This window comes from Streptomyces sp. NPDC051963 (assembly GCF_044593495.1).
Lineage (GTDB): Bacteria > Actinomycetota > Actinomycetes > Streptomycetales > Streptomycetaceae > Streptomyces.
Genome location: NZ_JBIUCC010000009.1, coordinates 205,227 through 218,281, shown reverse-complemented (window position 1 = coordinate 218,281; position 13,055 = coordinate 205,227). Strand labels below are relative to the sequence as shown.

General features: G+C 70.5%; 8 protein-coding genes. 6 read left to right on the top strand and 2 right to left on the bottom strand.

Annotated features, from left to right (window positions below):
* Window positions 1–30: 30 nt before the first annotated feature.
* The 5 genes from ACIHFB_RS35350 to ACIHFB_RS35330 all read left to right on the top strand — a co-directional run bounded on the left by ACIHFB_RS35350 (window position 31) and on the right by ACIHFB_RS35330 (window position 8,659).
* Complete coding sequence (locus ACIHFB_RS35350) at window positions 31–1,455, top strand: serine/threonine-protein kinase (protein WP_400129054.1); 1,425 nt, start codon at window positions 31–33, stop codon at window positions 1,453–1,455.
* A 116-nt stretch (window positions 1,456–1,571) separates the two neighbouring features.
* On the top strand, window positions 1,572–3,209 hold the full coding sequence (locus ACIHFB_RS35345) for a serine/threonine-protein kinase (protein ID WP_365280925.1): 1,638 nt from the start codon (window positions 1,572–1,574) through the stop codon (window positions 3,207–3,209).
* 68 nt (window positions 3,210–3,277) lie between these two features.
* Window positions 3,278–5,101 carry a protein kinase gene (locus ACIHFB_RS35340; protein ID WP_365280922.1) on the top strand — a complete coding sequence of 608 codons (1,824 nt, stop codon included), beginning with the start codon at window positions 3,278–3,280 and terminating at the stop codon, window positions 5,099–5,101.
* A 137-nt stretch (window positions 5,102–5,238) separates the two neighbouring features.
* Entirely contained in the window at window positions 5,239–6,867 is a 1,629-nt protein-coding gene (locus ACIHFB_RS35335) for a succinic semialdehyde dehydrogenase (RefSeq protein WP_365280919.1), read from the top strand.
* Window positions 6,868–6,880: 13 nt separating this feature from the next.
* Entirely contained in the window at window positions 6,881–8,659 is a 1,779-nt protein-coding gene (locus ACIHFB_RS35330; protein WP_400129053.1) for a GMC family oxidoreductase N-terminal domain-containing protein, read from the top strand.
* Window positions 8,660–8,735: 76 nt separating this feature from the next.
* On the opposite strand, the gene ACIHFB_RS35325 is transcribed toward ACIHFB_RS35330, so the two are convergent.
* Entirely contained in the window at window positions 8,736–9,761 is a 1,026-nt protein-coding gene (locus ACIHFB_RS35325) for a cell wall protein (RefSeq protein ID WP_400129052.1), read from the bottom strand.
* A gap of 834 nt (window positions 9,762–10,595) precedes the next feature.
* Window positions 10,596–10,883, bottom strand: coding sequence for a chorismate mutase (locus tag ACIHFB_RS35320; RefSeq protein WP_365280910.1), 288 nt, complete (start codon window positions 10,881–10,883; stop codon window positions 10,596–10,598).
* 335 nt (window positions 10,884–11,218) lie between these two features.
* Between ACIHFB_RS35320 and guaA the strand changes: the two genes are divergently transcribed.
* Window positions 11,219–12,799: a glutamine-hydrolyzing GMP synthase gene (gene guaA, locus ACIHFB_RS35315; RefSeq protein ID WP_400129051.1), complete on the top strand. Its 1,581-nt coding sequence runs from the start codon at window positions 11,219–11,221 to the stop codon at window positions 12,797–12,799.
* Window positions 12,800–13,055 lie beyond the last annotated feature (256 nt).

The following is a 13,055-nucleotide window of genomic DNA, read 5'->3' as shown; positions in this document are numbered from 1 at the left end:
GCATCCGTCCGTTGCGGCATGATGGGGCGCATGGGGACCCAGGGGGAGCAGGGGGACGGCCGATGGGGCAATCCCCGTCTGATCGCGGGTCGTTACCGGCTTCAGGCGCGGCTGGGCCGTGGTGGCATGGGCGTCGTCTGGCGGGCGACGGACCAACTCCTCGGCCGGCAGGTGGCGGTGAAGGAACTGCTCCCTGACGAGACCCTCTCCGCGGACGAGGTCCGGCAGCAGCGTGACCGCACTCTGCGCGAGGCCCGCGCGGTCGCCCAGCTGGGCCACCCGCACATCATCGTCGTCCACGATGTCGTGGAACATGACGAACGCCCGTACATCGTCATGGAGTTGATCGACGGCGGCTCCCTCGCCGACCACATCTCCGCACACGGCCCGCTCGACGCCCCCGAGGCCGCCCGGATCGGCATCGCCCTGCTCAGCGCGCTGCGCACCGCACACGCTTCCGGTGTCCTGCACCGGGACCTCAAACCCGCGAACGTCCTGCTGGAGCCGGCCACCGGCCGCGTCGTCCTCACCGACTTCGGCATCGCCCGGCTGGCGGGGGCCACCACGCTCACCGAGAGCGGCTCCTTCGTCGGCTCGCCCGAGTACACCGCGCCCGAGCGCATGACCGGCGTCCGCACCGGCCCCGAGTCGGACCTGTGGTCGCTGGGCGCTCTGCTGTGCGCGGCCCTGAGCGGTGAATCGCCGTTCCGGCGCGACTCGTTGGGCGGCATCGTGCACGCGGTGGTCGCCGACGACATACGTCCGCCCGTCCAGGCCGAGCCGCTGCTGCCCGTCGTACGAGGGCTGCTGGACCGTGATCCGGACCGGCGGCTGGACGCGGAGCAGGCCGAGCGGATGCTGCGGGACTTCCTCGATACGGGGCGACTGGCGCCGCAGGCCGTGGCGTACCGGCGGCGGCGCGTGCTGGTGGCGGCGCTGCTGGCCGCCGCGACCGCGGGGGCGGGGGTGTCGGCGGCGGCGCTGCTCATGAACGGCGGGGACGGTACGCCGGGTGCCACGGCGACGGTGACCGCTCCCTCGGGTTACCGGGTCGTCGAGGAACCGGCGGGATTCTCGTTGGCCGTGCCGGAGGGGTTCACGCGTCGAGCTCCGGGGCTGTACGTATCACGTGGAGAAACCTTCCGCCTGAGTGTCCGGGCCACCCCGCCCGAGCCCGGCGGACCCCTGGGCGCGATGCGGCGCGCACACGCGAAGGGGCCGGACGCCCACGCCGGCTACCGCGACGGCCGGGTCACCGCCACCACGCACCACGGACACCCCGCCGCCCGCTGGGAGTTCACCTGGAACGGAGCGGACATGGCGCGGCGCGCGTATGAACTGTGCTGGCAGGAGGGCGGCCGGTTCTACGAACTCCAGGTGTCGGCACCGGTCGGGCAGGCGCGGCAGGCGCGGGCCTATTTCGACGTGGCGCTCGACATGTTCGTACGGGCATGACTCGACATGTTCGTACGGGAATAAAAGGAATATAAGCGGCAAGCTGAGTCACGGCTCTGTGACCGGAATGCGTTCCCTGTGGATCCTGGAGCGCCTGCCGCGATATGCATGGATCCATGAGCAGCAACGGGGGAGCCCCTTACGGGGCCGACGAGCCAACGAGTTTCAGTCTGCAACCGCCGCACCCGCCCGCGGCGGTGCCGCACCCCGACAACCCGTACGCGTCTCCGACCCAAGTGGTGCCGCAGCAGTCCCCGCCCGTTCAGGAGCCGGGCGCCGGGCGGCTGATCGCGGGTCGTTACCGGCTGCTGGCCAAGCTCGGGCACGGCGGGATGGGCACGGTGTGGCGGGCCAAGGACGAGACGGTGGACCGCGAGGTCGCCGTCAAGGAGCCCCGTATACCGGACCATCTTCCCGACCGTGAACGCGCCAACGCCTTCGAGCGGATGCGCCGCGAAGCACGTGCCGCGGCCCGGCTCGACCACCCGGCGGTGGTGAACGTCCATGACGTCGCGGTCGTGGACGGTCAGCCGTGGATCGTGATGGAGCTGGTGCAGGGCCGTTCACTGGGCGACGCGCTCCAGGAGGGCACCCTCGGGGTCCGGGAAGCGGCGAGAATCGGCCTTGAGGTGCTGGGCGCGCTGGAGGCCGCGCACGCGGCGGGCATCCTGCACCGGGACGTCAAGCCGGACAACGTACTTCTCGGCCGTCACGACCGTGTCGTCCTCACCGACTTCGGCATCGCGCAGATCGAGGGCGAGACGAACCTGACCGACACCGGCGGCTTCGTCGGCTCGCCGGAGTACATCGCCCCGGAGCGGGTGCTGGGCCAGCGCCCCGGCCCGGCGAGCGACCTGTGGTCCCTGGGCGTGGTCCTGTACGCGGCGACGGAGGGTGTCTCGCCGTTCCGCCGCAGCAACACCCCGGCCACCCTCCAGTCCGTCCTCAACGCCGCGCCCGCACCGCCCGCTTCGGCCTCCGGCCCGCTCGCCGAGGCCATCAACGGCCTGCTCCAGAAGGACTCGGCCCGCCGCCCGAACGCGGGGCAGACGCGTGCGCTGCTGGAGCAGGCCGCCGATCCGCCGGCCCCGGCCGCCACGCAGGCCGTGCGGATCACCGAGGGCGGCAAGGGCGGCGTCCGGCTGGGGCGCAAGGCGTTGACCGGGATCGGCGCGGCGGTCGTCGCGGGTGCGGTGGCGGCGTATCTGGTGATCGCCGACCCGTTCGCGGGGTCCGTGCCGGACGGCTGGACGAAACGGGCGAACCCGAAGCTCGGTGTGACACTGCAAGTGCCCGCGAGCTACCAGGTCGGCAGGCCGGACGCCGACGACACGGACAAGAACTGGGTCACCTACTCCGACTGGAGCGGCAGCCTCTGGATCGGCGTGAACCTGGCCAGGAAGTCCGAGGACACCTCGAACGAGATCAAGAACTCCGCGGCTGCCGAAATGTACGCGGACAACGAGGTGTTCAAGGACCAGGGCGACTACGACTTCGCCATGCCGGAAGGCGCTCGGACGAGGCCGAAGGGGACCACGTACCAGGGCAGGCAGTCGGCCGAGAACACGGTCACGTACACCACGACCGACAGCCAGAACCCGCGCCCCCGCGAGCTGAAGATCTTCTACTACAAGACCACGGCCGGCGACATGTACAAGGTGACGATCAGCTATCCGGGCAAGGGCGACTTCACGGAGCGCGGGCGTGAGGTGGCGCGGGTGACGATCGCCAACCTGGACATCGGCAAGCCGTAGGCCCTGATACGGCCTGATCGCAAGGCATCGCGTCGACAAAGAGCCATCCTGCACGGTAGTCATGGGGCATGAGCAACGACGGGGGCGCGGCAGGGCCCAAGGGCCGGCTGGTCGGTGGGCGCTACCGGCTGGTCGAGCGCATCGGCTCCGGCGGGATGGGCACCGTCTGGCGGGCGCTCGACGAACTCGTGCAGCGCGAAGTCGCCGTCAAGCAGCCGCGGTTGCCGGGCGACCCGGAGGACGCGGGCCACCAGCGCGCCGCCCACCGGCTCTACCGCGAGGCCCGCGCCGCCGCCCGCGTCGATCATCCCTCGGCCGTCTCCATCCATGACGTCGTGGTCGAGGACGGACTCCCCTGGATCGTCATGGAGTTGGTCCGCGGGGAGTCCCTGCACGAGGTGCTGCAACGCGGACCGCTGGAACCCGCCGAGTCCGCCCGGGTCGGCCTCGCCGTCCTCGGCGCGCTGCGTGCCGCGCACGCCGTCGGGATCGTCCACCGCGACGTCAAGCCGGCCAACGTCCTCCTCGGCCCGCACCGCCGCGTCGTCCTCACCGACTTCGGTATCGCCCATGTCCAGGGCGAGGAATCTCTCACCCTCAGCGGCGAGTTCGTCGGCTCCCTCGAATTCATCGCCCCCGAGCGCATGTCCGGCCGCGGCGCCGGTCCCGCCTCCGACCTGTGGTCCCTGGGCGTGCTGTTGTACGCGGCCGTGGAAGGGTGGTCGCCCTTCCGCCGTACGACGCTGGAGTCCACCCTCGCCGCGATCCTCGCCGCCGATCCGCCCGAGCCCAAGCAGGCCGGACCGCTCGGGTCGCTCATCGTGCGCATGCTGGTGAAGGAGCCCGAGCGGCGGCCGGAACCGGATGAGGTCGGCAAGATCCTGGAGGCGGCGGCCGGACGGTGGCCGACGGCCGACGTGACGGGTGCGCCGGTGACGGAGGCTCAGGATGCCTCCGAGCTGAGGGAGTTCGCCGACGATGTCGGGACGGTACAGCTTTCAGGCGAGGTGTCTGCCCCGGTCCCGGTCCCTGGCGCCGACCCGGTCCCGGCAAAGGCACCGGGTACCGCACCCGACACCACACCTAAGCCCGCTCCGCAGGAGCCGCAGCCCGACGCCGAGAAACCGCAGCCCGACCCTGAGGAGCCCGAGCCCACTCCCGAGGAGCCGCTGCCCACTCCCGAGGAGCCGCGCCCCACCCCGGACAGCACCCCCACTCCTGAGGCCGCCGCCTCCACCCCCGAGGCCCCGCCCACCCCCACCTCCCGCCGCCCCGCCCTCCTCCGCCACCCCCTCCCCGCCGCCCTGCTCGGAGCCCTCCTCGCCGGTGGCATCTGGCTCGGCACTTCCCTCGTCGACCACACCGACAGCGGAGCCGCGACCGACCGCACCACCTCGGCTCCCGGCACCGAAGGGACCGGCGCCACGTCCGAGCCGTGGACCGCGCACCCCGAGGAGGAGATGGGCGCAGTCCTCTCCGTCCCGACCGGCTACGACGAGTACGCCCGGCAGGGCAACGCAGGCGTCCAGCCGCGGATCGTGATCTACGCGGACGACAGTGAGACCGTCCAGATCCGCCTCACCCAGTGGGACAAGGCGCCCCGCTCACCGATGGGCCAGGCCCAGGAGGCGCACGCCGGCTGGGACAGCTACAAGGGGGACGCGCGGACGCAGTACACGCGCACCACCGTCGACGGCTACGAGGCCGTACTCGCCGACACCACCTACGACCTGAAGGAATACCCCACGAGGGTCATGGAGCTGATGATCCTCACCGACGACAGCCGAATGTACGAACTGCGCGTGGACATGCCCAAGGGGACGGCGGACGAGAAGAAGGGCACGGCGGCGTTCAAGGGCGCCCGTGACCGTCTCGAGATCGGAAAGAACTGAACGACCGCTGATCGTCCCAGGCCAACGCCCTGATCAGCGCATTCGTTGCCAGTGATCGCTGGCGCCGTGTGAGTACTCGGTGAATCCCTATTACCGCCGGGTACACAAAGCCTCCGCCGCGGAATACCCTGCGGCTCATGACGGACTCGCAGGCCCCTGAGAAGACCGGCACGGAAAAGACCGGCACCAACCCGCTCGCCCCCGCTCCGGCGGGCGCCCGTACCGCCGCCGACGTGGTCACCCCCGAGCTGATCGCACAGCTCACCAAGGGCGTGGCCGGATCGGGCCGGACCGCCAGTCACACGCCGTTCACCGGCGAGAAGCTGGCCGACCTGCCCGACTCCACGCCCGAGGATGTGGAGCAGGCCTTCGAGGCGGCCCGCAGGGCCCAGTCCGTCTGGGCGCAGGTTCCGGTACGGCAGCGCGCTGCCGTCCTGCTCCGTTTCCACGACCTGGTGCTGGAACGCCAGGCCGAGGTCCTCGACCTCATCCAGCTGGAGACCGGCAAGGCGCGGCTGCACGCCCACGAGGAGGTGCAGGCCGTCGCCGTCGCGGCCCGCCATTACGGCCGTAGGGCTCCCGCGTATCTGAGGCCCAAGGGGCACACCGGCGCCATCCCCGTGCTCACCCGCGTCACCGAACTGCGGCACCCGCGAGGCGTCGTGGGCCAGATCGCCCCCTGGAACTACCCCTTCGAGCTGTCGGTCGGCGACGCGCTGCCGGCCTTCGCCGCGGGCAACGCGGTCGTCATGAAGCCGGACACGGAGACGTGCCTCACCGCGCTGTGGGCCCGGGACCTGCTGATCGAGTCCGGACTGCCCGCCGACGTCTTCCAGGTCGTCCTCGGCGAGGGCCCCGTCGTCGGCCCCGAGGTCGTCAAGCACGCCGACTACGTCTCCTTCACCGGGTCCACCCGCACCGGCCGCGAGGTCGCCCAGGGCGCCGCCGCCCGCCTGGTCGGTGTCTCCCTCGAACTCGGCGGCAAGAACGCCATGCTGGTCCTCGACGACGCCGACGTCGACAAGGCGGCGGCGGGCGCGGTCCGCGCGTGCTTCTCCTCGGCGGGCCAACTCTGCATCTCCATCGAGCGGTTGTACGTCCATGAGTCGATCGCCGATGTCTTCCTGGAGCGGTTCGCCGCCCGCACCAAGGCGATGCGGCTCGGCAAGTCCCTCGCGTACGGCGCCGACATGGGGTCGCTGGTCGGCGAGCGCCAGCTCCAGACGGTGACCCGGCACGTCGACGAGGCCGTCGAGAAGGGTGCGAAGGTCGTCGCGGGCGGCGTGGCCCGCCCGGACATCGGCCCGTACTTCTTCGAGCCGACCATCCTCGACGGCGTGACGGAACCCATGTCGGTCTGCGCGGAGGAGACCTTCGGCCCGGTCGTGTCGATCTACCGCTTCAGCACCGAGGACGAGGCCGTCGAGCTCGCCAACTCCACGCCGTACGGCCTGAATTCCTCCGTCTGGACGAAGAACGGCAGCCGCGGCCGCGCGGTCGCCGCCCGGCTGCGCACCGGCACGGTCAACGTCAACGAGGGCTACGCGCCCGCCTACGGCAGCGTCCAGTCCCCCATGGGCGGCATGAAGGACTCCGGCCTCGGCCGCCGCCACGGCTCCGAGGGCATCCTCAAGTACACCGAGGTCCAGACGGTGGCCCAGCAGCGGCTGCTGCCGATGGCGCCCTCGCTGGGGATGGACGACGAGAAGTACGCCCAGTTCATGAGCCGGAGCCTGCGGCTCATGAAGGCATTCCGGTTCCGGTAAGAGGAGACAGCGCGTGAGCAATGACGCTTACGACTATGACGTCATCGTCGTCGGTTCCGGCTTCGGCGGTTCCGTCACCGCCCTCCGCCTCACCGAGAAGGGATACACCGTAGGCGTCCTGGAGGCCGGCCGCCGCTTCACCCGCGAAACCCTCCCCAAGAACTCCTGGGACCTGAAGAACTACCTCTGGGCCCCCAAGTTCGGCATGTACGGAATCCAGCGGATCCATCTGCTCGGAAACGTCATGGTCCTCGCCGGCGCAGGCGTGGGCGGCGGCTCGCTCAACTACGCCAACACCCTCTACGTACCGCCGAAGCCGTTCTTCGACGACCCCCAGTGGCGTGACATCACCGACTGGGAGGAGGAGTTGAAGCCGTACTACGACCAGGCCCAGCGCATGCTCGGCGTACGGCTCAACCCGACCATTACCCCGTCGGACGTGCACCTGAAGGCGGCCGCCGAGCGGATGGGCGTGGGGGACACCTTCCACATGGCGCCGGTCGGCGTGTTCTTCGGGGACGGCAAGGACGCCGACGGGAGCGCGAAGGCGGCGCCCGGTGGGCAGACCGATGACCCGTACTTCGGTGGCGCGGGCCCGGTGCGCAAGGCGTGCACCGAGTGCGGGGAGTGCATGACGGGTTGCCGTCACGGGGCGAAGAACACCCTGAACGAGAACTACCTCCACCTCGCCGAGAAGGCGGGCGCGGTCGTGCACCCCATGACGACGGTCGTCGCGGTCACCGACGACTCGCAGGGCGGGTACGCGGTGGCCACGCTGTCCACGGACAACAAGAAGAAGGACGAGGGCCGCACCTTCAAGGCCCGCCGAGTCGTCCTCGCCGCCGGCACCTACGGCACCCAGACGCTGCTGCACCGCATGAAGAACACCGGCCAACTCCCCTATCTCTCAGGACGGCTGGGCGAGCTCACCCGCACCAACTCCGAGGCCCTGGTCGGCGCGCAGACCGACAACCGGCGCTACCGCAAGGTCACCGGCGAGCGCAGGGTCGACTTCACGCGCGGTGTCGCCATCACGTCCTCGATCCACCCGGACGCCGACACCCACATCGAACCGGTCCGCTACGGCAAGGGCTCCAACTCGATGGGCGGCCTGTCGATCCTCCAGGTCCCCTACGCCGAAGGCGCGTCGCGTGTCGCGGCCTGGCTGAAGAACGCCGCGCGCCACCCGCTCCTGGTGCTCCGCTCCCTCTCCAACCGCCGCTGGTCGGAGAAGACCATCATCGGCCTCGTGATGCAGTCGCTGGACAACTCCCTGACGACGTACCTGAAACCGGACGGCGTGGGCAAAGGCCTGCTGACCGCCCGCCAGGGTCACGGCGCCCCCAACCCCAAGCAGATCAGGGCGGCTTCCCAGGGGGCGACGGCGATCGCGGAGTCGATCAACGGCTTCGCCGGCTCCAACGTCGGCGAACTGATGGGCACCCCGCTCACCGCCCACTTCCTCGGCGGTTGCCCGATCGGCGACTCGCCCGAGACCGGCGTGATCGACCCGTACCACCGCCTCTACGGCCATCCCGGCATCTCCGTCGTCGACGGCGCCGCGGTCTCCGCCAACCTGGGTGTGAACCCCTCGCTCACCATCACCGCCCAGGCCGAGCGGGCGATGTCGTACTGGCCCAACCAGGGCGAGGCGGACCCGCGTCCCGCGCAGGGTGTGCCGTACGAGCGGCTGAAGCCGGTCGAGCCGAAGTCGCCGGTGGTCCCGGCGGACGCGTTCGGCGCGCTGAGGCTGCCGTTCCTGGGGATACCGGCGGTGCCGCCGAAGAAGTAGCCAAGGCCGACACAAAGAGAAGGACCTGCGCCCCCCTCCGAGCGCAGGTCCTTCTCTGTCTTGCGTCAAGCTCTGGTTACGCGTTCGCCCCGGTCTTCCGGCGGCGCATCGCGAACACCGCGCCCGCACCGGCGACGATCGCGACGCCGCTGACCAGGCCGATGGTGGGCAGCGCGGAGTTGGCGCCGGTGTCGGCGAGGTTGCCGGTCGGCAGGTCGGAGAGGCTGCCCTGCGGCTTCTTCACCGAGCCCTTGCTGCCGTTGTCGCTCGGCGCGGCGGTGCCCGGGTCCGGGTTCTCGGCGCCGGCCTTCAGGACCTCGAAGTCGTACTGTGCCCAGCCCTCGGCGATGCAGTCCTGGCCGTCGATGTTGTCGAGGTAGGCGCCGGAGGCGAAGGAGTAGGCGTCACCGGCGGGTGCCTTGGCGTCGATGCTGACGCGCAGGTCGACCGTCTGGCTGGCCTTCGACTTCAGCGAATCGACGCCGAAGAAGTAGTCGCCGGCCCACTCGGAGTCGCCGATCCGGTCCCAGGAGCCGGACTCGGGGTTCTTGAACTCCAGGTCGACGTAGGGGCTCAGGTACTTCGACTCGTCGAGCTCGTAGTTCTCGATCTCGGCGTAGAAGGCGACGCCCTCGACATCGGTGCTCGACTCGTTCGTGACGACCAGCTTGAAGGCGTGGTAGCCGTCGCCCGCGACGATCTTGCCCGGCAGGCCCTTGATGTCCGCGGACACCTTGGCGTCGGTGAAGTCCTCGTCGAGGTCCTCGCAGTACGGGACGTTCGGGTCCGACGGGTCCTCGCTCGGCTCGGCCGGCTCGGACGGCTCGGGCTCGCCCGGCTCGCTCTCGCTGGGCGCGGGGCTCCCGGTCGGCGCGGAGTTCGTCGGCGCGACGGTGGTCGGCGGGGTGTCCGTCGGGAGTGTGGTGTCGGTCGGCGTCGCCGTGGCCGGGTCGCTCGGGGTGCCGGAGGGCGTCTCGGTGACGGTCTCGGTGGCGGTCGGGGTGGCCGACTCTTCCGCGAACGCGGCGGGCGCGGACAGCAGTGCGAGCGGGGCTATGGCAGCCGTCGCAGCCGCGGCCACCATGGCACGGCGAAGCTTCATGCAGACCTCGGGAGTCCGGGTGTGCTGCCGTCGGCAGCACGCGTTGGATTGGAGGGGCCTCGCGTTGTACGGCGCGGGTGTGGCCCTTGGTACGCATGGTTTGATCCACGAACCCTGTGAACGGTTGCCCTCCACTTCACAGAATTTTTATGTGGCCTGAGTCACACCCGTTCGAGGGAGGGCCGGTCCGTCGGCTGCACGGACTCCGGGGGGCGACTGCACGCACCCAAAGCGAAGGGCCCCGCGGGCTTGAGCCGCGGGGCCCTTCTTTGGTCAGCACCGACGTCAGGGCAGCGCCGGTGCCTGGGTAGCGGCGCCGGGGGGTTGCGCCGCTGGCCTTGTGTGCCCTGGGTCGGCGACCCGGCGCGTACGGGGCGCGCGAATGGTCTGGACCTCTGGTAGTGCCAGTACAGGGCAATGCAGTTGTTCGTGGCGGGACTTGGGGCTTCGTACGCATCGTGCTGGATGGGCGGGACCGCCGCAACCTTTTGACGCATCCTCGTACGGTCACTTGGCCGTATCCGGGGGCGGTCCAGAACCGCTCATGGGGCGATCCTGGTGTGTTCCCGCCGGACGGCCCCGGGCGTCCCCGGAGCCGACCGTTTCTCTTGGGTGACCGGGCTGCTGTCCCCTGCCGTCCGGTCACCTGACCGGAGCGAGGTCCCACGACGCACGGCACGATCCGTACGTCTCATCGCTCCAGGTGAGCCACGCGTGGTTCTTCGGGCCCGCCCCTGGCTGGCACGGACACCGGGACCAACGAAGCGTTTTGCGCGCCGGTCACGCGCCGTACGGGTGAGAGGGCATGCGTACGTCTGTGCCGCGAACGCGGATTCAGACCTTCCCCCGGCACAGCTCCAGCAGCGTCATCGCCAGCGTGGTGCCCGGCTTGCCCAGGGCCTCCCTGTAGTGGCCGAGGATCTCCATCTCGCGGGAGAGGTTCACGCGCCGGCCGCCGGAGGCGATCCGGGCCTCCTGGATGACGGCGGAGACCGCCATCCGTTCCTGGATCAGGCCGATGATCCGGTCGTCGAGTGCGTCGATGCGCTCACGGGCGCCGGTGATGGTGTCGGCGGCCTCGCTGGTGTGCGCGCCGGTCTTCTCCGCTGCGGTGGCGGTCATGTCGGGGCTCCTCTGAAGGGTTCACAGAAGTTCGGAAGGCTTCGGACGGGGTGCCCCGGAGCGACAGGACCCGGAAAACGTCAGGCGCCCCGGGCCTTGTCGGCCCGGGGCGCCTGGTAAGTCGCTTGTCAGTAGCTCAAGCGGCACGACCATGGCAGCCGGCGGGCCGGGTGCCATAGGTAAAGACGAAGGTCGTCGTGTGCGTGAGCATGGGGTCAGTATGCCGTGGCCGTCGGTGACGGCAAAGCCGGTTCGCATCCTGAGACGGAAGCAGGGCACCCGGGCGCGGCTAGAATCGGTGCCACAGCCCCTGTCAAGCCGCCGGAAGGCAACCCGTGTCATCAGCGACTCCCGCTGCCGCCGCTCCCGACACCGTTCTGGTCGTCGACTTCGGCGCGCAGTACGCCCAGCTCATCGCCCGTCGCGTCCGCGAGGCCCGGGTCTACAGCGAGATCGTGCCGAGCACCATGCCGGTGGCGGAGATGCTCGCCAAGAACCCGGCGGCGATCATCCTCTCCGGCGGCCCCTCGTCGGTGTACGCGGAGGGCGCCCCGCGCCTGGACCGCGAGCTCTTCGAGTCCGGCGTCCCAGTCTTCGGCATGTGCTACGGCTTCCAGCTGATGGCCACGACCCTCGGCGGCACGGTCGACAACACCGGGGCGCGCGAGTACGGCCGTACGCCCCTGCACGTCTCCCGGTCGTCCTCCACTCTCTTCGAGGGCACCCCGGACGAGCAGTCGGTGTGGATGTCGCACGGCGACGCCTGCTCCGCCGCCCCCGAGGGCTTCACCGTCACCGCGTCCACGGACGTCGTCCCGGTCGCCGCCTTCGAGAACGACGAGAAGAAGCTGTACGGCGTCCAGTACCACCCGGAGGTCATGCACTCGACCCACGGTCAGCAGGTGCTGGAGCACTTCCTGTACCGGGGCGCGGGCCTGACGCCGTCCTGGACCACGGGCAGCGTGATCGAGGAGCAGGTCGCCGCCATCCGCGAGCAGGTCGGCGACAAGCGCGCCATCTGCGGGCTGTCCGGCGGCGTGGACTCCGCGGTCGCCGCCGGCCTGGTCGCCAAGGCCATCGGCTCCCAGCTGACCTGCGTGTACGTCGACCACGGCCTGATGCGCAAGGGCGAGAGCGAGCAGGTCGAGAAGGACTTCGTCGCCGCGACCGGCGTACAGCTGAAGGTCGTGGACGCCGAGGAGCGGTTCCTCAAGGCGCTGGCCGGGGTCTCCGACCCCGAGGAGAAGCGGAAGATCATCGGGCGGGAGTTCATCCGCGTCTTCGAGCAGGCGCAGGCCGAGATCATCGCGGACGAGGGCCCGGCGGTGGAGTTCCTCGTCCAGGGCACCCTGTACCCCGACGTGGTCGAGTCCGGCGGCGGCACCGGCACCGCCAACATCAAGTCCCACCACAACGTCGGCGGGCTGCCGGAGGACCTCGAGTTCCAGCTGATCGAGCCGCTGCGCAAGCTGTTCAAGGACGAGGTCCGGATGGTCGGCCAGGAGCTGGGCCTGCCGGACGAGATCGTCCAGCGCCAGCCGTTCCCGGGTCCGGGACTCGGCATCCGCATCGTCGGCGAGGTGACCAAGGAACGGCTCGACCTGCTCCGTGACGCCGACGCCATCGCCCGCGAGGAGCTGACCGCGGCCGGCCTCGACCGCGACATCTGGCAGTGCCCGGTCGTCCTGCTCGCGGACGTCCGCAGCGTCGGCGTCCAGGGCGACGGCCGCACCTACGGCCACCCCATCGTGCTGCGCCCGGTGTCGAGCGAGGACGCCATGACGGCCGACTGGTCGCGACTGCCGTACGACGTGCTTGCGAAGATCTCGACGCGGATCACGAACGAGGTCGCGGACGTCAACCGCGTCGTCCTCGACGTGACGTCGAAGCCGCCGGGGACGATCGAGTGGGAGTGAGTCCGAGCCCGTAGCCCAGGGCTTGGTTGCTGCTGCCCCTGGCCGGTGTCGCACCGCCTGACGGGTGGTGACCACAGTGCGGATCCGGGGGTCCGCCGCAGGCCGTTTCGGTGGCCGACCCCATGTCGGAGGCCGTGGGCCCGCCCCTAGCGTCGAGGCATGACAAGGAATCATGAGGGCGGCAGGGGTGGGGGCACGACGCGCAGGGGTGTCCTGCGAGGGCTTGGCCTCGCGGCGGGTGGCACTGTCCTAGGTG